This window comes from Acetanaerobacterium sp. MSJ-12 (assembly GCF_018917875.1).
GTDB lineage: Bacteria > Bacillota > Clostridia > Oscillospirales > Ruminococcaceae > Bittarella > Bittarella massiliensis.
This window is the reverse complement of sequence record NZ_JAHLPK010000001.1, coordinates 328,048-352,235: the sequence shown is the minus strand read 5'-3', so window position 1 is coordinate 352,235 and position 24,188 is coordinate 328,048. Positions and strand designations below refer to the sequence as shown.

Below are 24,188 nucleotides of genomic sequence, written 5' to 3'. Positions count from 1 at the left end.
GGTCGCTTTCTCTCTCCTGTTGGCCTATTTGTCCCCTCTCCCCCGCTCCATGGCGGCCCCCACAAAGGCGCAGAAGGCGGGGTGGGGGCGGTTGGGCCGGCTCTTGAACTCGGGGTGATACTGCACCCCCACAAAGAAGCGGTTGTGGGGGATCTCCACCGCCTCCACCAGGCGGCCGTCGGGCGAGGTGCCGACGACCCGCATCCCCCCCTCTTCAAAGGCGGCGCGGAAGCGGGAATTGAACTCGTAACGGTGGCGGTGGCGCTCCGAAACAGCGGCTTCGCCGTAAGCCGCCCGCAGGAGCGACCCCTCGGCCAGGGCGCAGGGATAGGCCCCCAGCCGCATGGTCCCCCCCTTGGAGACGACCCCCTGTTGATCGGGCATCAGGTCGATGACCGGGTAGGGGGTATCGGGGGCAAACTCGCTGGAATCGGCCCCCGCCCAGCCCAGGGCGTGGCGGGCAAACTCGATGACCGCCACCTGCATCCCCAGGCAGATGCCCAGGTAGGGGATGTCGTTCTCCCGGGCGTAGCGGCAGGCGGCGATCTTGCCCTCCACCCCCCGGTCGCCAAATCCGCCGGGCACCAGCACCCCGCTGCAACCGCCCAACAGGGCCTCGGCAGTGTCGTCGGTCACCTCTTCGGCCTCCACCCAGCGAATGGCCACCTCCACCCCGTGGGTGCAGCCCGCGTGGCGCAGCGCCTCCGCCACCGAGAGGTAGGCGTCGTGCAGCCGGACGTATTTGCCCACCAGGGCGATCTCCACCTCGCCCCGGCAGGCGCCGATCCGGCGCAGCATCTCGTCCCACTCCGCCAGGTCGCAAGGGGGCAGTTCCTCCAGCCCCAGCCCCCGCAGCACGATGTCGGAGAAGTGCTGTTCCTCCAGCATCTTGGGGGCCTGATAGAGCACCGGCAGGGTGATGTTTTCAATGATGCAGTCGGGCTCCACATTGCAAAAGAGGGCGATCTTCTCCCGCACCTCTTCGCCGATGGGCCCGTCGGAGCGGGTGACGATGATGTCGGGGCGGATGCCCAGGCTCATCAGTTCCTTTACCGAGTGCTGGGTGGGCTTTGACTTGTACTCCTCCGACCCGGGGATATAGGGCACCAAGGTCACGTGGATGAAGAGGCAGTTCCCCGGCCCCTGTTCCTGGTCCACCTGGCGGATGGCCTCCAAAAAGGGCAGGCTCTCGATGTCGCCGGTGGTGCCGCCGATCTCGGTGATCACCACGTCGGCGTCGTCGCGCTCCCCCACCGAGTAGATAAAGTCCTTGATCTCGCCGGTGATGTGGGGGATGACCTGCACCGTCTCGCCCAGATACTCCCCCCGCCGCTCCTTTTGCAGCACGTTCCAGTAGACCTTGCCGGTGGTGAGGTTGGAAAATCGGTTGAGGTTCTCGTCGATAAAGCGCTCGTAGTGGCCCAGGTCCAGGTCGGTCTCGGCCCCGTCCTCGGTGACAAAGACCTCGCCGTGTTGGTAGGGGCTCATGGTGCCGGGGTCCACGTTGATGTAGGGGTCCAACTTCTGGGCCATGACCTTGAGCCCCCGGCTCTTGAGCAACCTGCCCAGAGAGGCGGCCGTGATCCCCTTGCCCAGCCCGGACACCACCCCGCCGGTGACAAATACGTACTTTCTCTTCTTCTGTTGCATCTCTCTTCCTCCCCACTCGCTCTCCGAGTCCTCTGTTTACCACTCCAGCTGGCCGCAGAAAACCGTCTCCGACGGGCCGCTCAAATAGCACTCCCTCTCCCCCCAGCGGACTTGCAGCTGTCCCCCGGGCAGCGAGACGGCGATCTCCTCTTCCCGGCGGCAACGGCCGGCGGCGATGGCGGCCACCGCCGCCGCGCAGGCCCCGGTGCCGCAGGCCAGGGTCTCGCCGCTGCCCCGCTCGTAGACCCGCATCTTGATGGCCCGCTCCCCCAGCGGCTGTACAAACTCCGCGTTTATCCCCTCGGGGAAGAGGCCGCTCCCCGCAAACAGGGGCCCCAGGACAGTCAGGTCCAGTTCGTCCACACAGTCGACAAAGACCACACAGTGGGGGTTGCCCATGCTCACACAGGTGATCTGCCAGCGCTGTCCCCCGATCTTGACCGGCGCATTTACCACCCGCTCCCCCTGCAGCAGCACCGGCACCGCCGCCGGGCGCAGATCGGGCGGGCCCATCCCCACGGTGGCCCGGCGCGCAACGCCCCCTGCCACCTCCAGCTGCAACGTCTTGATGCCGCTGCCGGTCTCGACGCGCAGCGCGGTCTTTTTGCAGCGCCCACTGTCGTAGAGGTATTTTCCCACACAGCGCACCCCGTTGCCGCACATCTTCCCCTCGCTGCCATCGGCGTTGAAGATGCGCATCCGCGCGTCGGCCACCTCGCTGGGGAGGATGAGGATGACCCCGTCGCTCCCCACCCCAAAATGCCGGTCGGAAAAGCGTCGGGCAAGTCCCGCCGGGTCGGTGACCGGCTGGGCAAAACAGTCAAAGTAGAGGTAGTCGTTGCCGCACCCCTGCATCTTGGTAAAGCGGTATGTCACCGTCGGTCCCCCCAATCTCTCACTCTTTCTCGTAAGTCTGCAACACACTGCGGGCCACCTCAGCCCGGGTGAGGCGCATGTCCATGGCCTGCTTTTCGAGGTAGCGGTGGGCCTGGGGCTCGCTCATCTGCAAATACTGGATCAGGGCGCACTTGGCCCGGTCCACCAGCCGGATCTCGTCGATTTTCTTCTGCAGCTCGACATTCTCCCGCCGCAGGGTGTAGAGCCGCTGCCGGGCGATCTGGGCCATCCGCACCGCCTGGAAAAACAGCGGCTGGCTCATGGGTTTTGACACGGTGAATACCCCGCAGTGGCCCACCCGCTCCCCCACCTCGCCGGCGCGCTCCCTCCCCACAATCAGCACCACCCCGGCGTCGGTCCTGGCGGCGCAGTCGCAGCAAAACGGCTCCCCCGTCTCGTCCTGCAGGGGGGCGTTGCAGAGGATCAAGTCAAAGGTCTGCCGGGCGACGAGCTGCCGGGCCCGCGCCCCTGAACAGGCGCTCACCACCTGGCCATAGCCCGCCTGTTTCAGCAGGTCCGGCAGCGGTCCGCCGTCGCTGGAGCGCTGCACCAACAGGGCCGTCATCATCGCTCACTCCCCCTTTCCCGCACACGGCCACCCCTTTAGCGGGGCTGCTGGCCGCCAAGCAGACTGTCCACGACCCCTTGGGGGAGCGCTGCCCGCACAAAGGCGCTCTCCCTGGCCAGCTGCGCGGCGGCGGCAAAGTCCTTGGGCAGGGGGTGCACCCCCCGCAAAATTTCTTTCGGGGCGGTGTAGAGGTTGTGATCGCAGGGGGGGCAGAGGACCTTTTTCTCCCGCACCCCCTCGGCCCCGGCGCGCAGCAACAGGGCAAAGGCTAGGTAGGGGTTGCAGGCCGGGTCGGGGGAGCGCAGCTCCATGCGGGCATAGGGGCCGGCCGCCGCCGGAATGCGGATGAGCTGGGAGCGGTTCTGGTGGGACCAGGAGAGGTATCCCGGCGCCTCACAGCGGCCCAGCCGCTCGTAGGACTGGGGCAGAGGGTTTAAAAAGGCGGTGATCTCCTCCACCCGGTCGAGGATCCCGGCGAGAAAGGCCTCTGCCTCTCGGCTGTGCCCCTGGCCCTGGGCCCGAAAGAGATTGACCCCGTCCCGGTGCAGCGAGAGGTTGACGTGCAGCCCGCTGCCGCTGGCGTCGGGCAGGGGTTTGGGGTCAAAGCTGGCGCAGAGGCCGTTTTGCGCCGCCACCACCCGCACCACCGAGCGAAAGGTGGTGAGGTCATCGGCCGCCCGCAGGGGATCGGCGTACTTAAAGTCCACCTCATTTTGCCCCGGCCCCTGCTCGTGGTGGGAGCTCTCGGGGAGGATGCCCATTTCCTCCAGCGTCAGACAGATCTCCCGGCGAATATTTTCCCCCCGGTCGAGGGGCGCCATATCCAGGTAGCCCGCCCGGTCAAAGGGGATCTTGGTGGGCGCGCCGTCCTCCCCCTGCAAAAAGAGGTAGAACTCGCACTCGGCTCCCACCTTGGCAGTGTAGCCCATCTCGGCCAGCGCCCCTTCAGCTTGGCGGAGGAGGTAGCGCCCATCCCCGGCAAAGGGCCGCCCGTCCGGATGGCGGATATGGCAGAAAAACCGCACCACCCGCCCCTGCTGCGGCCGCCATGGCAGAATGGCCATCGTCCCCGGGTCGGGGAAGAGGAAGAGATCCGACTCCTCCACCTGCAAAAAGCCCCGCACCGCCGAGGCGTCAAAGGAGATGCCGGAGGAAAAGGCCCTCTCCAATTGGTCGGCCATGATGGCGATGTTTTTCGGCCGCCCAAAGACGTCGCAAAACGCCAGCCGAATGAACTTGACGTCGTTTTCCTCCACAAATTGGAGGATCTCTCCCACGGTGTAATCCACTGCTACTCCGTCCTTTCCCTGTTTGGCGGGCCCTGTCCCGCCCATCTTGCCCTGTGTCCGCCCTCTCCTCGGCCACAACCAAAAAAAGCGTCCACCGGAGAAGGGGCCCTCGTCCCTTCCACGGTGAACGCCTTTGTTCACTTACTGGTGCAAGTATAGCCGATGAAAAAGCCGGTTGTCAACCCATTTTTTGGGCCGATCTGCCCACTGGATAATTTTTTTTGCGCCCCCACCAGGGCCCCTATATCGGTCGGGCCCCTCCGTTTGCCCCGCCCTCCCGCCGAAAAAAGGGCGGGCGGGGTGTTGACAACCGCCCCGGCCAGGGGTATACTGGCCGGCATAGAGAAACAGCAAAGGCGCTGCAGGCCCCGACGGGCCGGCAGCGCCTTTTTTGTCTGGGTCTCGAAAAAGCAGGCGCCGGGGCGGGGCCTCTCGCCCTGCCTGGCCGACCTGAGACAGCACCCCACTGCCCGCCGCTGCCCCCGTTCGAGGCGCGCGATGGCAGGCAAAAAGAGAAAGCAGGGCGGAAAGCACCGCCCAGACGAGGAGGGATCGACTGTGAACACTGAGAGAGAGGTTTTTGGCAGCATGGTCTTTGGCGATGAGGTGATGCGGGAGCGGCTCCCCCGGGAGACCTATCTGGCCCTGCGGCGCACCATTCGGGAGGGGCGTAGCCTGGGGCGGGAAAACCAGGCGCTGGCCGACGTGGTGGCCAGCGCCATGAAGGACTGGGCCGTCGAGAAGGGGGCCACCCACTACACCCACTGGTTTCAGCCCATGACCGGCATCACCGCCGAAAAGCACGAGAGCTTTCTCGCCCCCACCGGGGAGGGGGCGGCCATCCTGGAGTTTTCAGGCAAGGAGCTGATCCGGGGAGAGCCCGACGCCTCCAGCTTCCCCTCTGGGGGGCTGCGGGCCACCTTTGAGGCCCGCGGCTACACCGCTTGGGACCCCACCTCCTACGCCTTTATCAAGGACGACACCCTCTGCATCCCCACGGCCTTCTGCTCCTACGGGGGGGAGGCGCTGGACAAAAAGACCCCCCTGCTGCGCTCGATGGAGGCCCTCAGCCGCCAGGCGGTGCGGGTGTTGCGCCTCTTCGGCGACCAGACCACCCAGCGGGTGAGCACCTCGGTCGGGGTGGAGCAGGAGTACTTTCTGGTGGACGAGCGGCTCTACGACCGGCGGCCCGACCTCAAGTACACCGGCCGCACCCTCTTTGGCGCCAAGGCCCCCAAGGGGCAGGAGCTGGACGACCACTACTTCGGCGCCCTCAAGGCCCGGGTCAAGGGCTTTATGGAGGAGCTGAACACCGAGCTCTGGAAGCTGGGGGTCTACGCCAAGACCGAGCACAACGAGGTGGCCCCCTCCCAGCACGAGCTGGCGCCGATCTACACCACCGCCAACATTGCCGCCGACCACAACCAGCTGACCATGGAGACCATGAAGAAGGTGGCCCGCCGCCACGGCTTTGTCTGCCTGCTGCACGAAAAGCCCTATGCCGGGGTCAACGGCTCGGGCAAGCACAACAACTGGTCCCTCCGCACCGACGGCGGGCAAAACCTGTTGGACCCCGGCGACACCCCGCGGGAAAACGCCCAGTTTCTCCTCTTTCTCTGCGCGGTCATCAAGGGGGTGGACGACTATCAGGACCTGCTGCGGGCCTCGGTGGCCACGGCGGGCAACGACCACCGGCTTGGCGCCAGCGAGGCGCCGCCGTCCATCCTCTCCATCTTCCTGGGCGACGAGCTCACCGCCGTGCTGCAGGCCATTGAAAGGGGAGAGCGCTACGACGGGGGCGGCCGGGGCGAACTGAAGGTGGGGGTGCACGTGCTGCCCAGGATCCCCCTGGACAACACCGACCGCAACCGCACCTCCCCCTTTGCCTTCACCGGCAACAAGTTTGAATTTCGCATGCCCGGCAGCGCCCTCTCCATCTCGGGGCCCAACACCATCTTAAACGCCATCGTCACCGAGAGCCTCGCCCAGTTCGCCGACGAGCTGGAGGGGGCCGAAGACTTTGACCAGGCCTTGGCCGAGCTGTTGGCGCGCACCGTCAAGGAGCACCGGCGGATCCTCTTCTCGGGCAACGGCTACAGCGACGACTGGGTGGAGGAGGCCCAGCGCCGGGGGCTGGCCAACCTGCCCTCAGCGGCCGACGCCATCCCCTGCTTTTTGCGGGAGAAAAACATCTCCCTGCTGGCCAAACACAAAATTTACAGCGAGGTGGAGCTGCGCTCCCGGGTGGATATCCTGCTGGAAAACTACGCCAAGGTGCTCTCCATCGAGGCCCAGACCATGTTGGAGATGGCCCGGCGGGACATCCTCCCCGCCGTCAGCCGCTACACCGGCCAGCTCTGCGCCGCAGTGAGCGCCAAGCGCGCCGTCTCCCCCGCCCTCTCCTGCCGCTGCGAGGAGAAGATCATCGACCGGCTGGCCGCCCTCAGCGGCTGCTTTGCAGAGGCCGTCGACACCCTAGAGGAGGCGCTGCTGGAGACCAAGAACTGCGCCGACTTGGAGGCCTGCGCCCGCCACTGCCGGGAAAAGGTCTTTCCCGCCATGCAGAAGTTGCGGGCCGTCACCGATGAGATGGAGACCCTCACCGCCGCCGACTGCTGGCCCTACCCCTCCTACGGGCAGCTGCTCTTCTCCGAGTAGCGCGCCCCTTCCCGCCTCTTCTGTTCCGGCGCTCTGCCCCACTTCCCTCCACGGGCGGTGAGCGGTGCCCACCCCATTCCAGCTGTCCCCGCCTTTCCCGACAGCTAGCAGCCAAGCACCCCGACAGGGCGGAGCTCCCCTCCCCCTCGCCGGGGTGTTTTTTGCCCTTTTTCCCCGGCAGGGGCGCCGAACAGCGGCAATTGTGCTATACTGAGGGGGAATTCAAACCGCCGTCGGGCCCCTGCGGCCCGCCGCGCCGTGAAAGGAGTGCTTTGCCGTGTATCCGACCCTGCTCACCCTCTCCCCCCTCACCGGGGACACCACTTCCACCCCCACCGGGCTCTACATCGCCCTGGGGGCGGCGGCCGTCCTCCTCATCGCCCTGGGGGTCTTTGCCGTCCTGCGCCGCCACCGGGACAAATAGCCCTTGACGCCCCCTTTGGGGTGCGGTATAATACTGCCGTATTGTGCATTTGCACAAAATAAATGTTTCAATCACTTTGCCGAAAGGGGGGGCTGCTGTGGCGCGCATCAAGAAGTGCAGAGAGGTCTGTTTCGTCCCCCGGTGCAGCCAGTTCTCCCCGCCCCATCCCCAGGGGAGCGTCCGCCTCAGCGTCGAGGAGTTGGAGGCGCTCCGCCTGTCGGATCTGGAGGGGCTCGACCAGCAGCTCGCCGCCGCACAGATGGGCGTCTCCCGCGGCACCTATCAGCGCATCCTCACCGCCGCCAGGCGGCAGGTGGCCGAGGCGGTGGTGGGGGGAAAGGCCCTGCTCATCGGCGGCGGCAGCTACCGGCTGCGCTGCCGGGCGCTGGAGGGCCAGCCCCACCCCTGTTGCCAGCTGTGCGGCAAAACGGCAAAAGAAGATGGAGAGGAATGATTTGATGGCAGAGCAATGCACCCACGACTGCAGCAGCTGTTCCCAGTCCTGCTCCTCGAGAGAGCAGGCGGGTCCCGCCAGCTTTTTGGAGAAGCCCCACGAGCTGTCCTCGGTCAAACACGTAGTGGCGGTGGCCAGCGGCAAGGGGGGCGTGGGCAAGTCCTTCGTCACCTCGATGCTGGCCGTCGGCCTGGCCCGGCGCGGCTACAAGACCGCCGTGCTGGACGCCGACATCACCGGCCCCTCGATCCCCAAACTCTTTGGCATCCACGAGCAGGCCCAGTCCGACGGGCTGGGCATCTACCCCGCCCTCACCGGCCAGGGCACCCAGGTGATCTCCATCAACATGATGCTGGACACCGAGACCACGCCGGTCATCTGGCGGGGGCCGGTCATCGCCGGGGTGGTCAAACAGTTCTGGACCGACGTCATCTGGCGGGACGTGGACTTTCTCTTTGTGGACATGCCTCCGGGCACCGGCGACGTGCCCCTGACGGTCTTTCAGTCCCTGCCGGTGGACGGCTGCCTGGTGGTCTCCACCCCCCAGGACCTGGTGTCGATGATCGTCTCCAAGGCGGTGAACATGACGTCCGCCATGCACATCCCGGTGCTGGGCCTGCTGGAAAACATGAGCTACCTGGCCTGCCCCGACTGCGGCAAGCAGATCGAGCTGTTCGGCCACAGCAAGGCCGAGGCGGTGGCGAACCAGTTCTCCCTGCCCTTCCTGGGCCGGCTGCCCATCGACCCGGCGGTGGCCGCCCTCTGCGACGAGGGCCGCATCGAAGAGGTGCAGCTCCCGGCGCTGGACATCGCCTGCGACGCCGTCGAGGCCCTGATGGGAGGCGAGGAGAAGTGATCATCGCCATCCCCACCCTGGACGGACAGGTCTCCCACCACTTCGGCAAGACCCGCGACTTCACCCTCTTCACCGTCGAAGAGGGGAAGGTCATCTCCACCCGGCAGATCCAAAACCTCATTCACAGCCACGACCTCCTGGGCGACCTGCTCAAGGAAAACGGGGTCGAGCTGGTCCTCTGCGGCGGCATGGGCCAGGGGGCCCAGAACAAGCTGACGGCCGAGGGCATCGCCTTCATCGGCGGCTGCGAGGGCCCCGTTGAGGCGGTCGTACAGCGCTACCTCGACGGGCAGCTGCAGTTCGCCCCCCTCCCCTCCTGCGGCTGCGGCGGCCACCACGAAAAAGACGGTCACCACGACAGCTGCCAGGGCGAAATGGGCGGCTGCCAGGGCGGTTGCCACCACTAGTCTTTTTTCTGTACACAGACAAAAAACTCCCCGTGCCCTCTGGCACAGGGAGTTTTTATTTGCTGTATCGGGAAAACTAGATGCCCAGCTCCTTGGCGGCAGCCTGTGCATTCTCGCAGAAGGCGCGCACCTTGTCGATGTCCTTCTTGCCGATGTGGCTCTTCTCGCAGTTGGTCTTGGTCAGGGAGTCGACCCCCCAGGGCTTGACGGCGCGAACGGCGTCGGCCACGTTGTCGGGCCCCAGGCCGCCGGCGATGATGACCGGGCAGGAGGCCTGCTCGACAATGGCTCTGTCCCAAGCCCAGTCGTGGGTGATGCCGGCGGCCCCGGTGCCGATGACCCCGGGCACCACCGAGTCGAGGATCAGCATGTCGCAGAACTTGCTGAAGGCGACCGCCCGCTCAATGGCCTCGGGCCCGCTCATGGGAACGGCCTGCATGATCTTCAGCCAGGGGTATTTGGCCTTCCAGGCAGCCACCTGCTCGGGGGTGGCGTCGTCCTCGGCGCCGGAGACGTGCAGCACGTCGGGGTGCAGCTTCTCGATGATCTCGATCTGCTCCTCCGGGGTGTCGTCGATGGTCAGGGCCACCTTGACGGCCCGGTCGCCCACGGCGTCAAAGATGGCCTTGCACTTGGCCATGGCCTCGTCTTTGCTCATGCCGGAATTCTTGGCGGTGGGGTTGACACCGATGTGGTCGGCGCCGGCCTCGACACAGGCCAGGGCCTCTTCAGGGGTCTGCATGGAATAAATTTGGGTGATCATGGGGCGTTCCTCCTTCAACTCTCGAACGGATGGCGGTTCTCGCTTGTTGCCTCTATTGTACCACCGGGCAAACGGCCTTTGCAATCCGCTTTCTGCCGAAATTAGAGGGCGCAAAGGGGCAAAAAAGGCCGGTCATATCGCCAGTTTCTCCATCTTGCCGGACAAATCGCGACCTTTTGAGAAAACTGCCAAAAGAGGGGCTGTTTTCCCCCGCAAAATGCACCGGCTGCGCTGCTTGCCCCCTCCTTTTGGGGGATTCGGCCAATTTGTGGGGGCAAAATCGTTTTTCCGGCCAAACTGTGGTATAATAACCGCAACGCAGTCATTGTGCCGAGAGGGCCGGGCAGAGGGCGCAACTCCTGTTTGCCCCCTGCCCCACGGCCAAATCCCCCCGCGCGCTTTGCGCCCGGGAAAGCACGACCGCAAACGGCCGGAGCGCCGCGGCGGCGGACAGCTTTTGTCCGCCCCGCTCCCCGCCCCTGCCGGCCGATCTCACCCGCTCCGCCGGCACTATCCAGCGCCGGCGCCGCCCGTCACCTTGCAAAGGAGGTTCTCTGCTCATGATCTACGCTGTGGGATGGCTGGTCGCCATCGCCGTCTTCGCCATTGCCGAGGCGGCGACCGTGGCCCTGGTGTCCATCTGGTTTGCCGCCGGCGGGGTGGCCGGCCTCATCACCTCCCTGTTCACCGAGTCCCTGTGGGTGCAGTTGCTGGTCTTTTTCGTGGTCAGTGGACTGCTGCTGGCCGCCACCCGCCCCCTGTGCAAAAAGTTCTTGAGCGGCCGGTCCCAGCGGACCAATGCCGACATGGTCATCGGCAAAGAGGGGACCATCACCCAGGCCGTGGACAACCTGGCCCCCAGCGGGCGGGTCTTTGTCTGCGGGCAGAGCTGGGCCGCCCGCAGCGAGGGGGGCGAGACCATCCCCCAGGGCGCGGTGGTGCAAGTCTGCCGCATTGAAGGGGTCCGGCTCTTTGTCCGCCCCGCCGACGAGAAACCCCAATAACCAAAACGAGGAGGAGTCACAATGCAATACATCCTGCTGGCGCTTGTCGCCCTGATCCTGATCATCCTGGTCGCCAACATCCGGGTGGTGCCCCAGGCAAACGCCTATGTCGTCGAGCGCATCGGCGCCTACCGGGAGACCTGGGCCACCGGCCTGCACTTCAAGATCCCCTTTGTGGACCGGGTCGCCAAGAGGGTCTCCCTGAAAGAGAAGGTGGTGGACTTTGCCCCCCAGGCGGTCATCACCAAGGACAACGTCACCATGCAGATCGACACGGTGGTCTTCTTCCAGGTCACCGACCCCAAGCTGTTCACCTACGGCGTCGACAACCCCATGGCCGCCATTGAGTTTTTGACCGCCACCACCCTGCGCAACATCATCGGCGACCTGGAACTGGACAACACCCTCACCTCCCGCGACGTCATCAACACCCGCATCACCACCATCCTCGACGAGGCCACCGACAAGTGGGGCATCAAGGTCAATCGGGTGGAGGTCAAGAACATCGTGCCCCCGGCCGAGATCCAGGACGCCATGGAGAAACAGATGAAGGCCGAGCGCCAGCGCCGCGAGTCCATCCTGCGGGCCGAGGGCGAGAAGCGCAGCCAGATCCTGGTGGCCGAGGGCGAGAAGGAGTCGGCCATCCTGCGGGCCGAGGCGGTCAAGGAACAGAAGATCCACGAGGCCGAGGGCGAGGCCGAAGCCATCCTGATGGTGCAGCGGGCCTATGCGGACAGCCTGCGCCTGCTCAATGAGGCCAATCCCGGCGACAAGGTCATTGCCCTCAAGAGTCTGGAGGCCTTTGAGAAGGTGGCCGACGGGCGGGCCACCAAGATCATCATCCCCTCCGAGATCCAGTCCATGGCCGGGCTGGCCGCCTCCTTAAAAGAGCTGGTCATCGACGGCGGGGAGCAGCAGGCCCAATGAGCCGCTGCATCCTGCTGGCCGACGCCACCCGCGGCTGCCGCAGCGAGGAGGACGCCCACTTCTTCACCCGCGCCGCCGCCGAGGCGGGGGTCAACGGCCTGCTTCTCCCCTTTGCCGTCGCCGGACCCCACTATACCCAGCTAAAAGAGGAGGCAAACGCCCTGGGCATCCTCCTGCTGGTGCTCCCCGAAAAAGCCGAGCACGCCCAGCGCCTGGCAGAGCTGGGCATGCCCCTCTGGCAGCTGGGGAGGACTGCCCTGGACGATACCCCGCTGCTGAAGGCGGCGGGCGCCAGCGGGGCCCCCGTCCTCCTCTGCGCTGAGGACGCCTCCACTGACCTGCTCCGCCAGGCCCTGGTCGCCCTGCACGGCGCCGGCAGTGGCCCGGTCACCCTGCTGCACGGCGCGCCCGCCTTTCCCGCCCCGCCCGAAGAGGCCAACCTGCGGGCGATGATCGTCCTCAAGGGCCGGTTTCAAGAGGGGGTCGGCTACTACGACGGCACCGGCTACGACGTGGTGCCGGTGATGGCCGCCGCCATGCGGGCCGACGTGGTGGAGTTCCCCCTGGACCGCCAGTCCGCCCAGGGGATGCGCGACCCCGACCAACTGGCCGCCGCCGTCTACACCCTGCGCCTGGCCGAACAGGCCCTGGGCAGCGGGGAGCGGTGATCCTTCCCGAAGAGAAAAAGAGCTGTTTGACCGGTTCAAACAGCTCTTTTTTTGCACCCTGCCATCCCTCTGCCCCCCGGCGGCCAGCTCCCGCGACCACTTCTGTCGGGGTTGGGGAAGGGCAGCGCAGAAGTGGCTTTTTTTCGCCCGGCATCTCCCCCTCTCCCCCTTAAAAAAATAGTTGGCTATTCATAAGAGGAGAGATTGCACCGTCTCCCCCAAAGTCTCAAAGAGGGGGACGCGCTCGCCGGTGGCAAAACGCCTGTGCTCCAGCAGGGCCCCAGGCCGCTACCCCCGTTGCCAGCGCCAGCTTGTCGGAGAGGACATAGCCGCACCGTTCCCCAGTCGGCTGGCCGCCGCAGTCCTTCATCCGACAGGATGGGGCGCCGACAAAGCGGGGGCGGCGGCGCTCCCCCCCCGAGCAGAGCTGGAAAAGAGGACAGCCACTCGTCCCGCGGCGGAATGCCGGACACGTCCCCCTCCCCTTGACACGGGGAAATCATGGAGCAGACGGAGCGCAGCAGGGTGTTTGCCGCCCCCTGCTCGATGGAGCTGCCCTCCCAGTCCAACTGTCACGCCACCTCCTCGGTCCAAAGGGCCAGCAGCTCGTCCAGAGGTGGCTGTCAGCCGACTGGGGAGAGGGCCGCCGCCCACTCACTCGCTCGCCCGCTATCCTTTCCCCCTCCTTTTCATGCCTCCATGGGCCTTTGCCGGTGTAGTCCTGCAGCGGGGCGGTTTTTCCCCCTCCCACAGGGCCTGGGCCAACTGTTCCCGTTTCCAGTGGTTCCAGCAATCCCCTACAGCTCTCGCCAAAACAGAGGGGCATCCAGCCCATCCATTCCCGGTCGCTCAACCTCCCGCCAAGCTGGCTCTTAAAGTGGCAAAGCCGCCGACAACTCCTCCGGCGCGGGCAGATACTCCCGGGGTAAGGGGTAGGGGGACCACAGAAGGCGCGAATGCGCGCCGCCGTCTCCCCCCGCACCCCCATGCGCCCGGCAGCCCGCAGGCTGCGGCGCTGGCTTTGCGCCAGTTCCTCCGCCTGGTCGGGGGGAGCGCCAACCCCCAGGGCGCGCTCATTCGGCCGCAGGCGGGAACCCCGCCCTTCCCCTCTCCACCACGGCCTGCCCCAACCGCGAATCAACTGCTGGTCCGCCGCGATCCCCCGCCAGAAGCAAGCCCAAAGTGCAAAAAAGGCGACCACCCAAAGGCAGTCGTCTTTCTCTTTCGGCAGATCCTCCGCCGCTATTTCTTGTTTAGGTCCTTGACCGAGCCCTGCTCGATGAGCCGGGTGCGCATCACCATCTTCTGCCCCAGGTAGCTCTTCTCCGAGGCGATCTTCTCCAAGAGCATCTCGGCCGCCTTCTCCCCCATCTCGTAGGTGGGGCGGGCCACATAGGTGATTTTGGGGGTGGTGTAGTGCACCAGGTCGTTTTCGTCAAAGCCCAGCAGGGAGATGTCCTCGCCAATGGCCACCTTGGCCTCGTGCAGCACCTCGATGCAGCCCTTGCAGATGAGGTTGTTGCTGCAGAGGATGGCCGTGACCCCCGCACCGGCGCGATTTCTCTCCAGTATCTTCTGGGTGGCGCGGCGGCCGTCGGCCACGAACCAGTCGCCCACGTAGACGTTGTCCTCGTCGATGGGGATGCCGTGCTCCTCCATGCAGCTGCGAAAGCCCTGCAGCCGCCCCAGGCCGGTGGTGAACTCCAGCGGTCCGGAGATGTAGGCGATTTTGCGGTGCCCCTTTTTGATCAGGTAATCGCAGGCGCGGTGCATCCCGCCCATGTTGTCGATGACCACCTCGTCAAAGTCGTCGGCGCCCAGACCCCTGTCCACCAGCACCACCGGCTTGCGGCCGCCCAGATAGATGCGCCCGTCGGTGCAGGTGATGGCGATGATCCCGTCCACCAGGGGGCTGACCACCGAGCGGATGAGCCGCTCCTCGTCGGCCACCTTGTCGTCGGTGGAGAAGACGCAGATGTTGTACCCCCGGGTCTTGCAGACCTTGTCGACCCCGTAGACGATGGAGGCGTTAAATGGGTTTTGGATCTCGGGGATGATGACGCCGATCATGTTGGTCTTGCGCTTGACCACCGACACCGCCGCGGCGTTTTGCACGTAGTCGTACTCGTCGATGATCTGCTGTACCCGCCGCCGCGTCTCGGGGCTCACCCGGTCCTTGCCGTTGAGCACCCGGGAGACGGTGGACACCGCCACCCCCGCCTTCTGCGCGATGTCCTTGATGGTAATCTGCTTGGTCTCCACTCTTCACTCCACCTTTACGGGGTCAAAGCCCCTCATTTACTGCCGGTGGCCGACCCCTCAAAAAGCCGCCTGGCAGGCGATATCAAAACGTTTCGCCGCTGCAAGCGCAAGCGTTTTCCACCTATTCATAATATACTGTTGACCGCGAAGATTTGTCAATTCTTTCGCACAAATATTGTATTTTTGCCCGATTTTGTCCTCTCGCAGCCCGTATTTTTAGCGGATTGCCCTTGTCCCCCTTTCTTTTGCCTTGACTTTTTATCTAAAAAGGGCCGCGCTTCTTGGCGCATTTTCCGAATTGTGTAAACGCTTCCAACGGGTGTATAATGAAGGTGTATTTTTACAAACCTGTGTTTGATTAAATTTGATTAAAATAGAAAGGTGTGTTGTACATGCTCAGCAAGATGATCGTCGGCGACGACGGGAGGACCTACCACATCAAACTCAACGAGGAGGACGTCAAGGGCGCACAGTATGCCATCCTGCCCGGCGACCCGGGCCGGGTGCCCAAAATCGCCGCCTTTTTAGACAACCCGCGCAAGCTGGGTGAAAACCGGGAGTACGTCTCCTACGAGGGCTTCTTGGACGGCGTGAAGGTCATTGTCTGCTCCACCGGCATCGGCGGCCCCTCCGCCGCCATCTGCATCGAGGAGCTGCACCTGCTGGGGGTAAACAATTTCATCCGCATCGGCACCTGCGGCGGCATCAACCTCGACGTCATGGGCGGCGACGTGGTGGTGGTCACCGGCGCCATCCGCGCCGAGGGCACCTCGAAGGAGTACCTGCCCATCGAGTTCCCGGCCGTGGCCGATCTGGACATCGCCTACGCCCTGCGGGAGGGCGCCAAAAAGCTGGGCTACCGGGTGCACACCGGGGTGGTGCAGTGCAAGGACTCGTTCTACGGCCAGCACTCCCCCGACAGGATGCCCATCTCCTATGAGCTGCTCAACCGCTGGGAGGCCTGGAAGCGGGCCGGCACCCTGGGCAGCGAGATGGAGTCTGCCGCCCTCTTCACCGTCTGCCAGTCCCTGGGCTGCAAGGCGGGCGCGGTGATGCACGTCATCCAAAACCAGGAGCGGGCCGCCCTGGGGATGGAGAATCCCTATGACCACGACACCGAAAAGGCCATCAAGGCCACCGTCGAGGGCATCCGCTACCTGATTGCCCACCAGTAACGAGAAAAAGAGAGCCGGTCGAGTTGTTCGACCGGCTCTCTTTTTTCCCTCTATCCCCTCTCGTCCAGGGGGAAGAGGGCCTGCTCGTAGTCCTTTACAAAATAGCGCAGGTTGGTTCGCCCCCGCTGCAAGACAACGTGCCCCTCCTCTTCAAGGCGGGCGCGCTGCGCCTCGACGCCTCCGGGGTACTTGGGGTTGAGTTCGCCCCCGGCCTTGAGGGTGCGCCAGTAGGGGGTCTCGTCCCCCTGCCGCTGAAAACTGGCCCAGGCGGCGATGGAGACAAAGATACCCGCCGTGATGGGGTCGGTGAAGTCGGCCCCGTTCTGGGCGGCAAAGTGCTCGCGTATGGCCCCCACCGTGATCACCTTGCCGAAGGGGATCCGCCGCATCACCCGGTCGTAGTCGATGGGCGGGGCGAAGTACATCCTCTCCCCGCCGTATTTGGCCACCGCCTTGGGGGCGGTGACGATCTGGGTCTTGGGCATCCCCGCGTCCCTGTGCAGCATTGCGTTAAAGTCCTTTTTCTCCTCATTTGCCATCTCATTTTCCCCCTTGCACCCCCAGCATAGCGCATTCCTCCCCCCTCTGCAATGAGGCGGTTTGAAAATATCCGCTCTTTTTTCGGCGCGGCAAAAAGGGGGCGGGCAGCTGTGGCTGCCCGCCCCCTTTGTCCATTTTCTTTTTTGTGCGGGAAGTGGGTCTACTCCTGCGCCTGCAGGTCCTTTTCATCCCGGGTGACCTGCTTGATCCACTTGTCGCCCCGGGTGCGGAAGTAGCCGTAAACGCCCTTGACGGCATAGTCGCACTTGAGGATGACAAAGACCACCAGGGGGGAGAGCTTGAACCAGAAGGCCCCCGCAAAGGCAATGGGCATGGTGATCCCCCACATGATGACGGTGGTGTAGATGAGGATGTTGGTGGCGTCGCCGCTGCCCACCTGCAGCCCGGTGACATAGAGGGACTCGTAGGCAAAGGCAATCATGAAGATGGCGTTGATGACGATCATCTTGTCGGCCATGGCGTAGGTCTCAGGGGCGATGTTGTAGAGGGAGAGGACGAAGTTTTTGATGGCCAGCAGCAGGGCGGTGGTGAACAGGCCCACCCCCATGGCCAGCACGTTGAAGGTCTTTTTCTGCAGCTTGGCCCGCTGGATGTCGCCCGAGCCGATGGTCTTGCCGATGATGACCGAAGAGGCGCCCGAGAGGCCGGCAAAGAAGACCGAGCCGATGCGGTGGAGCACCTCGGCCACCGTGTTGGCGGCGATGGTGGTGGTGCCCAGGCGGCCGAAGATGACCGAGTAGGCGGACATGCCGATGGTGAAGATCATCTCGCTGAGGAGGGAGGGGGCGGCATAGGTCATAAAGTCCTTGAAGAGCAGCTTGTCGCGCTTGACAAAGTCGCTCAGCTTCATCCGCACCTTCTTGTTGAGGCAGAGCATGTGCACCAGCACACAGACAAACTCGATCCCGCGGGCCAGCAGGGTGCCGATGGCCACACCGGTGATCCCCATCTCCGGCAGGCCGAACTTGCCGAAGATGAAGCCGTAGTTGAGGAGGATGTTCACCCCGTAGGAGAGCAGGTTGATCAGCAGCGGGGTGCGGGCGTTCTCGGTCGCCCGGATGGAGAGCATATAGCAGTTGCTGACGGCGAACATGGGGTAGGTCAGCGCCACGATGCGCAGGTAGTCGATGCCCGCGTCAATGACCGCCTTGTCGGTGGAGAAGATGCCCATGATGGGGGCCGGGAAGGCGATGACCAGAATGGCCGTCAGCAGGGAGATGAGCACCGAGCAGCGAATGCCGATGGCGATGACCCGGCGGATGGCCTTGGTGTCCCCCTTGCCCCAGTACTGGGCAATGAGGATGGCCCCGCCCAGCGTCAGGCCGCGGAAGATGCCCGAGACGATGTTGAAGGGCTGGTCGGCAATGGCCGAGGCGGACATGGGGATCTCGCCCAGGGCGCCCAGCATGATGCTGTTGAGGGTGGTCACGCTGTACATCAGCGCCGACTGCAGCGCCAGGGGAATGGCCAGGGACAGCACCGAGCCGTAGAAGACCTGGTCTCGTTCAATCGCAATTTTTCTACTCAAATTTCTCTCCCTCTCCTATCTCTTCAAAAACTGCCCTTCCCGCCGCCGTGCGGCGAACGGGCAAAAAAAGGGCGCCGGACCCCATTGGGAAGCGCGCGCAGAACCCGCCTTCGGGCCGACATTTGTAGTGTATCATATCGGTGGCCTTTTTCCAACGCCCACGGCCACTCTGTTAAAAGTTTGTACACATTGGTAAAAAAACCGAAAAAATACTGTCACCATCTCATAAAAAGCGCCATCTGCTCAGAAAAAACGTTGTGCAAATTAACTTTTGCACAGTAGCACGCCAACGCGGCAGCACAAGAGATCACCTCTCCCGGACAGCGGCAGAGCGGGCGACAAAAAAACGGCCCTGTGGCCGTCTGGAGTAGTTCTGTCGGGAGAAGGCGTCATCACATGGCGCGGGCCGCCGAATAGCTGCGCAGCATGCCGGTGTAGACCGGGGCGTAGAGAAGGCCCTTCAAATCAGCCGGGCGCATCAGGCTGAAGTCCTTTTGAAAGCGCATGGTGCCGCTGTTTTCGAGGACATAGGCCACAAACTGCGAGCAGACAAACCGGCGCTTGCACCGCTTGGCCCAGCCGATGGACATGAAAAACAGCCCCGGGTAGTTGTATTTAAAGACCGACTGGTGGCGCAAAAAGAGGTCGATGATCTCCTGCGCGCGGCGGTACTGCTCCTCGCTCACCTCCAGCTGGTAGACGGTGCAGCGGGTGCCGGGCAGCTCCCGGTAGACGCCGCCGTCCTTCTGCTCGCAGACAAAGCCGGCCTCCCAGGGGCGCTCTTTGATGCTGTTGCGGCCAAAGGAGTAAAGGCGGTTCAAGCTGGCGTCCATGGCGATGGAGACGTGGGTGTATTCCCCCCGGGTGACCATCTTCAGCACCTTGGAAAAGCGGGTGCCGGTGTGGGTGAACACCAGGTAGATATAGCGCCTGCCCGCCGGCGCTTGGGCAGACGGCAGGGTCGGGCGGGCCGGATAGGCGACAGCCGGGGCGAGATCGACAGACATGGGCATCCCTCTCATACATCTTAAAATTGCAACTTGCTCTAAAATACCAGAAACCGCCCCCCTCTGGCAAGGGGAAAAAGGGATTTTTCACACATTTTTTCAGGGGTGCTTGCGCTCAGCCCCGCAGCGCGGCCAGCCGCCGACGGATGGCCGCCAGCGCCTCTTCGGGGGTGCTACAGTCCATCACCGAATTTTCGATGGGGCACTGGCCGGTTTTGTCCCGGTTTTCGATGAAGGGGACCTCGGTCTCGCAGTCCAGACGCATCCCCAGCTCGGCGGCCAGGTCCAGGGCGGGGCGGCTGGCCACAAAGGCGTAGCAGTCCCTCGCGCCGCAGAGGTAGGCCACAAAGACCGCCGCCTTGCCAAAGACCCGGTCACAGATGCAGAGGCCGCCCTCGCCGCCCAGCTGGGCCTCGTACAGGTCCAACAGGGGGGCGATCCCGTTTTTGTGGGAGGAGAAGAGCACCCCCTCCCCCTTCCCGGCCACGCACTTGTAGCCGCGGTCGATCATCTCCTGCTTGAGCGTCTGTAATATGGTATTCATCCTGCCGCCCGCCTTTCTTTCAACTTTCTTGCAATCGGCGCAAACCGGTCGTACTGTTTTATTGTAATACAACCGCTCCCCCCTTTCAACCGGCAGTTTTCCCCGTGCAAAAGGGGGATGGTCGCCCGCTTGAAAAAGGAGTATAATGGGTGCAAAGACAAGCCACCGGCCACGCCGGCGCGCGAATAGAGGGGGACGTCGATCGTGAACCGCAATATTTACGAGCAGTACATTGCCATTTTAGAGGGGGAACTGGTACCCGCCCTGGGCTGCACCGAGCCCATTGCCATCGCCCTGGCCGCCGCCAAGGCCCGCCAGGTGCTGGGGGAGGAACCCCAGAAGATGGTGGTCTCCTGCAGCGGCAACATCATCAAAAACGTCAAGGGGGTGGTGGTCCCCAACTCCGGCGGCCTCAAGGGGATCGACACCAGCGCCGTGCTGGGCGCGGTGGGGGGCGACCCCGAGCGGGGGCTGGAGGTGCTGACTGCCGTCACCCCCGCCGACCTGCAGCGGGCCAGGGAGCTGCTGGACGCCGGCATCTGTGAGACCGAGCTGCTGGAGGGGGTCTCCAACCTGCAGATCATCGTCGAGGCCGCGGCGGGGGCGCACACCTCAGTGGTGGAGATCTGCTACTCCCACACCAATATCGTCCGGGTCGAGCGCGACGGCGAGGTGCTGGTGGGCGGCGCCGACACCCCGGTGGAGGACCACCTGAGCGAGGCCTACGAGCTGCTGGACCTGGCCGACATCTACACCTTTGCCGAGACGGTGGACTTGGACGACGTGCGCAAGGTGATCTCCCGCCAGATCGAGTACAACTACGCCATCGCCAAAGAGGGGCTCTCCCACCCCTACGGCGCCCAGGTGGGGCGCACCCTGCTCAGCGAGTACGGCGACGACGTCAAGATCCGGGCCCGCGCCTGGGCCGCCGCCGGCAGCGACGCGCGGATGAGCGGCTGCGCCCTGCCGGTGGTCACCAACTCCGGCAGCGGCAACCAGGGGATGACCGTCTGCCTGCCGGTGCTGGCCTACGCCCAGGAGCTGGGGGTCAGCGAGGAAAAGGCCTACCGGGCCCTGGTCCTCTCCAACCTGATCGCCATCTACCAGAAAAAGGGGCTGGGCAAGCTCAGCGCCTACTGCGGGGCGGTGTCCGCTGCGGCCGCCTCTGGGGCCGCCATCACCTATCTCTGCGGCGGCGACTTTGAGGCCATCTGCCGCACGGTGGTCAACACCCTGGCCGACGTGTCGGGGGTGGTCTGCGACGGGGCCAAACCCTCCTGCGCGGCCAAAATCGCCTCGGCGGTGGACGCGGCCATCCTCAGCCACTGCATGTCCCTGCAAAACCGCACCTTTGGCGCCGGGGAGGGGTTGGTGATGAACACCCCGGAGGAGACGGTGCATGCCATCGGCCGGATGGGCCGGGTGGGGATGAAATCCACCGACGTGGAGATCCTCAACATCATGATCGGCAAATAGGGGGATCCTCCCCCCACTGTGTAAAGAGCGGCGCGCCCCTGACTGGGGGCGCGCCGCTCTCCTGTCGTCAAGATCCGCTCTCTAGGGGTTCTTTTCCTTTCGCGGCCGCCCCTTGGGGCGAAGCACCTCGCCGGCCGCCAGCCGCGCCTGCTTGCGGTTGTACCGGGTCACCCACCAACGGATCTGGTCCAGATCCAGGCCGAAAAAGGCGGCGATCTCCCGCCGGGTCATCCCCTCCTTGCGCATGGCGATGATTTCGGGCTCGATTGCCTCTAAATTTGCGTTCTTTCTCTTTTCCATCGGCATTCCCTCCCGTCTGAATCTATTTTCCTACATTGAAAAGGGCTTGTCCATTGGCTGTTTGACCGGCTCTATCCCCCTTTGTTTTCACAAATTCGACAAAAAACGCCAAAATTTGAGAAAGGCGCACAAATTTTTTCTCATCCATTGGCCCCTTCTCCAAATCGCCTATACAGGGGCTTCTCCCCCTTCTCTCTCCGCCCTGTCGCTGGTATAATAAAATCAGAAAGGGGGCCTTTTTGTGAAAATTCATCTGCATCGCCTCTGCCTGCTCCTCTCGCCGCCCCTCTACTGCGGGGCACTTCTCCTGCGCTATTTGGCGGGCGAGTCCTTTTCCCGAAACTACGGCTGGGTTCTCTTGGGCCACCGGCTGGAAGGGGTCTTTGCCTTTCAGCTCTTTCCCCTGCTCCTCTCCCTCCTCGCCGTCCTCTTCCCCCTGCTGTTCTGGGCGGTGGGCCGGTCCTACGAGCAGGAGGGGCGCGATCCCCTCTGGCTGCGCTGTGCCCTCTACCTGCCCTTTCCCCTGACCCTGCTCTTTCTCTCCCCGCCCCTCCTTCCAACGGGTCTCTCCCAGTTGGTGCACAGCAGCGCCGCCGGTTTCTCCGCCGGGCTGCCGGCGGCGCTGGGCGGTCTCTTCCTCCTCGGCACGGCCCTCAAAAAGCGGTTTTCCCGGCCCCGCCCGGGGCGCAAACCCAGCCGGCTGCTGCCCCACCTCTGCCGGTCGATCCTGTTGGCCGCCCCGGTCCTGCTACTCCCCTACGCCGCCTTTTTGCAGGAGGTCCGCGTCAACATGGGTCGCTTTTTCACCTATGTCTTTTTCGGCAAGCCTGTCGACGACCCCGCTCTCATCCCTGTCATCCCCCTGCTGCTCCTGCTGCCGTCCGCCCTGGCGCTCTTTTCCTTCCTGCTCGCCGGCGGGTACTGCGAGCGCCGGGCCGTCGACCCCCTTTGGCTGCGGCTGCTCCTCTACCTGCCTTTTCCCCTTCTCTGTATCCCGGTCTTTTTCCCCTTCTCCTTTCGAAACCCGCTGTTTTCCCAGCTCAACCTGCTCTTGGGGCAGGTCTCCTTCGGCTCTGTGACGGTGGCGGCTGGGGCGGTGGCCAGTCTCTTTTGGGCTGTCACCGCCGTGGGAAAGGCCCTGCGCGCCCTTAAGAAGCAAAAGTCCTCTGGGTAGGCTGCCCCCCGGCGCTCCGGGGACCTGTTCCCCCTCTGTGTCCGCCTTGCGTTCTGACAAGGCCCCGCCGCACAAGCCCAGGGGCTGCCCTCTGGGCCGTGCGGCAGGGGGAGAAGCAGCACCGTCCTGCACCCGCCCGAGCCATTGAACGGTCAGCGCTCGATTTGCCGACCAGCTTATCCCCCGTTGGCCAAGCGACCCGCACCCGGGTCGCCGAGCGCCCTGCGCCCGAATCGCCTAGCGCCCCGTATCCAAGGCTCCCAGCAGCCCCCACTCGGTTCACCAAATATCTCCTCCCCTTTTCAAAAAGGCCGCCGCGCTGTGCGCTGGAACGGCCTTTTTTCTTTGCCAAGCATAAAACAGTTTTCTTTTAGTAAAATATACTTGACTTTATGTCTGGTAAGTTATATATTGGTGGCAGAGAAAAGAGGTGAGCAGATGGGGAAAAACGTGAAGCTCAAGGCGGCACGCGCCATGCTGGGGCTGTCGCAAAAGGACCTGGCGGAAAAGGTGGGGGTCACCCGGCAGACCATCGTCGCCATTGAAAAGGGGGACTACAACCCCACCATCAACCTCTGCCGCGCCATCTGCCGGGCGCTGGGGCAGACACTGGATCAACTGTTTTGGGAGGAAGGACAATGAACAAGACATTTCACTGCGAAGGGCAGTACGACGAGCGGCAGCTGCGGGAGCGGGACCGCGTCGGCCTGCAGACGCTGATTGCCGTCTTTGCCGCTGTGCTGGCCGACGGCTTGGTGCGGGAAGCGGGCTTTGACTGGGCCAGCCCCCAGCACTCCGCCTTTTTGATCGTGGTGGGGGGCCAGTCCCTCTTCGGCTGCCTCTGCGCCCTGCGCCAGGTGCTGCCCAAGCACCCCGGCTACCACCGCCTGTTTTACTATGTCGTCCCCGTCTTTGTGCTGGGGGCGCTGGCCTTCTTCGCCTGCGACGCCATCTGGGGCAACTTCACCCTCACCGAGAACGGCCAGCTCGACGGCGGCGCCGCCCTGCTGATGGTGTTGTTTTTGGGGGCGCAGGCCCTGATCTACCACATCCAGTGGAAGCGGGCCCAGGCCGAGGAAGAGGGGGAAGAGCAGTGAGTGAGCGGGAGTACGACGAGTACCAGCTGCAGCAGCGGCAAAAAATCGCCATGCGGACCCTCCTGTTGGCCCTCGCTCTCATCCTGGCCGACGGCATCGTCCGCACCGGCTGGGGCGAGTGGGCCGAGCCGATGATGGAGGCCCTCCTCCTCATCGTGCTGCCGACCCTCTACTTCCTCACCCTGGCCATCTGCAAAAACGCCTATTTCGGGCGCAGCGGCAGCTGGCTCTCCTGGGTCTACCTGGCCCTCGGCGCCCTCTTTTTGGGGGAATTCCTCTTCTCCTGGGCCGCCGGGCGGGTCGCCTTTGTCGAAGGCGGCCTCCTCTCCATCTCGATCCAGCCGCTGGTGATGGGGGTCTTCTTCTGCTACATCGCCGGGCTCAGCCTCGTCCGGCGGGGGATCGAGCGGCATCGGGAACAGCGGGAGGAGTGAGCGCCCCTCCCCCAAAACAACAAATCCGGTGCGGGAAACGGCCGTTTCCCGCACCGGATTTTCTC

At 64.3% G+C, this 24,188-nt stretch carries 26 protein-coding genes; 14 read left to right on the top strand and 12 right to left on the bottom strand.

The window, feature by feature from the left end:
- Window positions 1-24: 24 nt before the first annotated feature.
- From pyrG to KQI11_RS01625, 4 genes are read right to left on the bottom strand one after another with little or no spacing between them, the layout of a single operon-like run.
- Window positions 25-1,650, bottom strand: coding sequence for a CTP synthase (gene pyrG, locus KQI11_RS01640; protein WP_216400840.1), 1,626 nt, complete (start codon window positions 1,648-1,650; stop codon window positions 25-27).
- A gap of 36 nt (window positions 1,651-1,686) precedes the next feature.
- Window positions 1,687-2,526 carry a diaminopimelate epimerase gene (gene dapF, locus KQI11_RS01635; protein WP_353653884.1) on the bottom strand — a complete coding sequence of 280 codons (840 nt, stop codon included), beginning with the start codon at window positions 2,524-2,526 and terminating at the stop codon, window positions 1,687-1,689.
- A 19-nt stretch (window positions 2,527-2,545) separates the two neighbouring features.
- Complete coding sequence (locus tag KQI11_RS01630; RefSeq protein ID WP_059003463.1) at window positions 2,546-3,115, bottom strand: ANTAR domain-containing response regulator; 570 nt, start codon at window positions 3,113-3,115, stop codon at window positions 2,546-2,548.
- Window positions 3,116-3,150: 35 nt separating this feature from the next.
- Window positions 3,151-4,404 (bottom strand): glutamine synthetase family protein, encoded by a 1,254-nt coding sequence (locus KQI11_RS01625; protein WP_216400839.1) that lies wholly within the window; start codon window positions 4,402-4,404, stop codon window positions 3,151-3,153.
- A gap of 558 nt (window positions 4,405-4,962) precedes the next feature.
- On the opposite strand from KQI11_RS01625, the gene KQI11_RS01620 reads away from it, so the two are divergent.
- The 5 genes from KQI11_RS01620 (at window position 4,963) to KQI11_RS01600 (ending at window position 9,203) form a co-directional block, all read left to right on the top strand.
- Window positions 4,963-7,062 (top strand): glutamine synthetase III family protein, encoded by a 2,100-nt coding sequence (locus tag KQI11_RS01620; protein WP_353653882.1) that lies wholly within the window; start codon window positions 4,963-4,965, stop codon window positions 7,060-7,062.
- Window positions 7,063-7,339: 277 nt separating this feature from the next.
- Window positions 7,340-7,486, top strand: a complete 147-nt coding sequence (locus tag KQI11_RS01615) for a hypothetical protein (RefSeq protein WP_216400837.1) — start codon at window positions 7,340-7,342, stop codon at window positions 7,484-7,486.
- A 97-nt stretch (window positions 7,487-7,583) separates the two neighbouring features.
- A complete protein-coding gene (locus tag KQI11_RS01610; RefSeq protein ID WP_059003460.1) occupies window positions 7,584-7,940 on the top strand; it encodes a DUF134 domain-containing protein in 357 nt (118 codons plus the stop codon).
- A gap of 4 nt (window positions 7,941-7,944) precedes the next feature.
- Entirely contained in the window at window positions 7,945-8,796 is an 852-nt protein-coding gene (locus tag KQI11_RS01605; protein WP_185915606.1) for an Mrp/NBP35 family ATP-binding protein, read from the top strand.
- Window positions 8,793-9,203, top strand: coding sequence for a NifB/NifX family molybdenum-iron cluster-binding protein (locus tag KQI11_RS01600; RefSeq protein ID WP_216400836.1), 411 nt, complete (start codon window positions 8,793-8,795; stop codon window positions 9,201-9,203). Before KQI11_RS01605 ends, KQI11_RS01600 begins: the two co-directional genes overlap by 4 nt.
- A gap of 76 nt (window positions 9,204-9,279) precedes the next feature.
- Here KQI11_RS01600 and KQI11_RS01595 read toward each other — a convergent pair whose 3' ends face one another.
- On the bottom strand, window positions 9,280-9,966 hold the full coding sequence (locus tag KQI11_RS01595) for a phosphoribosylanthranilate isomerase (RefSeq protein WP_021657977.1): 687 nt from the start codon (window positions 9,964-9,966) through the stop codon (window positions 9,280-9,282).
- Window positions 9,967-10,526: 560 nt separating this feature from the next.
- Between KQI11_RS01595 and KQI11_RS01590 the strand changes: the two genes are divergently transcribed.
- The 3 genes from KQI11_RS01590 to KQI11_RS01580 are packed head-to-tail and all read left to right on the top strand — an operon-like array spanning window position 10,527 to window position 12,565.
- Window positions 10,527-10,970 carry an NfeD family protein gene (locus KQI11_RS01590; RefSeq protein ID WP_185915604.1) on the top strand — a complete coding sequence of 148 codons (444 nt, stop codon included), beginning with the start codon at window positions 10,527-10,529 and terminating at the stop codon, window positions 10,968-10,970.
- 21 nt (window positions 10,971-10,991) lie between these two features.
- A complete protein-coding gene (locus KQI11_RS01585) occupies window positions 10,992-11,897 on the top strand; it encodes an SPFH domain-containing protein (protein ID WP_185915603.1) in 906 nt (301 codons plus the stop codon).
- Window positions 11,894-12,565: an N-acetylneuraminate synthase family protein gene (locus KQI11_RS01580; RefSeq protein WP_216400835.1), complete on the top strand. Its 672-nt coding sequence runs from the start codon at window positions 11,894-11,896 to the stop codon at window positions 12,563-12,565. The genes KQI11_RS01585 and KQI11_RS01580 overlap by 4 nt, the downstream gene beginning before the upstream one ends.
- Window positions 12,566-13,807: 1,242 nt before the next feature.
- Here KQI11_RS01580 and KQI11_RS01575 read toward each other — a convergent pair.
- Window positions 13,808-14,827 (bottom strand): LacI family DNA-binding transcriptional regulator, encoded by a 1,020-nt coding sequence (locus tag KQI11_RS01575; RefSeq protein ID WP_216400834.1) that lies wholly within the window; start codon window positions 14,825-14,827, stop codon window positions 13,808-13,810.
- 392 nt (window positions 14,828-15,219) lie between these two features.
- Here KQI11_RS01575 and udp point away from each other — a divergent pair, with 392 nt between their 5' ends.
- On the top strand, window positions 15,220-16,002 hold the full coding sequence (udp, locus tag KQI11_RS01570) for a uridine phosphorylase (protein ID WP_243164334.1): 783 nt from the start codon (window positions 15,220-15,222) through the stop codon (window positions 16,000-16,002).
- Window positions 16,003-16,052: 50 nt separating this feature from the next.
- Here udp and KQI11_RS01565 read toward each other — a convergent pair whose 3' ends face one another.
- The 4 genes from KQI11_RS01565 to KQI11_RS01550 all read right to left on the bottom strand — a co-directional run bounded on the left by KQI11_RS01565 (window position 16,053) and on the right by KQI11_RS01550 (window position 19,642).
- Window positions 16,053-16,541 carry an MGMT family protein gene (locus KQI11_RS01565; RefSeq protein WP_216400833.1) on the bottom strand — a complete coding sequence of 163 codons (489 nt, stop codon included), beginning with the start codon at window positions 16,539-16,541 and terminating at the stop codon, window positions 16,053-16,055.
- A 161-nt stretch (window positions 16,542-16,702) separates the two neighbouring features.
- Complete coding sequence (locus KQI11_RS01560) at window positions 16,703-18,091, bottom strand: MATE family efflux transporter (protein WP_185915599.1); 1,389 nt, start codon at window positions 18,089-18,091, stop codon at window positions 16,703-16,705.
- A gap of 392 nt (window positions 18,092-18,483) precedes the next feature.
- The gene (locus KQI11_RS01555) at window positions 18,484-19,098 is read right to left on the bottom strand and encodes a hypothetical protein (protein ID WP_185915598.1); all 615 of its coding nucleotides are present in this window, start codon (window positions 19,096-19,098) and stop codon (window positions 18,484-18,486) included.
- A 115-nt stretch (window positions 19,099-19,213) separates the two neighbouring features.
- On the bottom strand, window positions 19,214-19,642 hold the full coding sequence (locus KQI11_RS01550; protein WP_216400832.1) for a DUF1893 domain-containing protein: 429 nt from the start codon (window positions 19,640-19,642) through the stop codon (window positions 19,214-19,216).
- 204 nt (window positions 19,643-19,846) lie between these two features.
- Between KQI11_RS01550 and KQI11_RS01545 the strand changes: the two genes are divergently transcribed.
- On the top strand, window positions 19,847-21,118 hold the full coding sequence (locus tag KQI11_RS01545) for an L-cysteine desulfidase family protein (protein ID WP_216400831.1): 1,272 nt from the start codon (window positions 19,847-19,849) through the stop codon (window positions 21,116-21,118).
- Between the two features lie 81 nt (window positions 21,119-21,199).
- Here the strand turns inward: KQI11_RS01545 and KQI11_RS01540 are convergent, their stop codons facing one another.
- Together KQI11_RS01540 and KQI11_RS13090 are read right to left on the bottom strand one after the other, a co-directional pair.
- A complete protein-coding gene (locus tag KQI11_RS01540; protein WP_185915596.1) occupies window positions 21,200-21,418 on the bottom strand; it encodes a helix-turn-helix domain-containing protein in 219 nt (72 codons plus the stop codon).
- 22 nt (window positions 21,419-21,440) lie between these two features.
- Entirely contained in the window at window positions 21,441-21,566 is a 126-nt protein-coding gene (locus KQI11_RS13090; protein WP_286172419.1) for a hypothetical protein, read from the bottom strand.
- A 93-nt stretch (window positions 21,567-21,659) separates the two neighbouring features.
- On the opposite strand from KQI11_RS13090, the gene KQI11_RS01535 reads away from it, so the two are divergent.
- The 4 genes from KQI11_RS01535 to KQI11_RS01520 all read left to right on the top strand — a co-directional run bounded on the left by KQI11_RS01535 (window position 21,660) and on the right by KQI11_RS01520 (window position 24,123).
- Complete coding sequence (locus KQI11_RS01535; protein WP_216400830.1) at window positions 21,660-22,592, top strand: hypothetical protein; 933 nt, start codon at window positions 21,660-21,662, stop codon at window positions 22,590-22,592.
- 438 nt (window positions 22,593-23,030) lie between these two features.
- On the top strand, window positions 23,031-23,234 hold the full coding sequence (locus KQI11_RS01530) for a helix-turn-helix transcriptional regulator (RefSeq protein WP_021657956.1): 204 nt from the start codon (window positions 23,031-23,033) through the stop codon (window positions 23,232-23,234).
- A complete protein-coding gene (locus tag KQI11_RS01525; protein ID WP_216400829.1) occupies window positions 23,231-23,689 on the top strand; it encodes a hypothetical protein in 459 nt (152 codons plus the stop codon). Before KQI11_RS01530 ends, KQI11_RS01525 begins: the two co-directional genes overlap by 4 nt.
- On the top strand, window positions 23,686-24,123 hold the full coding sequence (locus KQI11_RS01520; RefSeq protein WP_216400828.1) for a hypothetical protein: 438 nt from the start codon (window positions 23,686-23,688) through the stop codon (window positions 24,121-24,123). Before KQI11_RS01525 ends, KQI11_RS01520 begins: the two co-directional genes overlap by 4 nt.
- The last annotated feature ends 65 nt before the right edge of the window (window positions 24,124-24,188 follow it).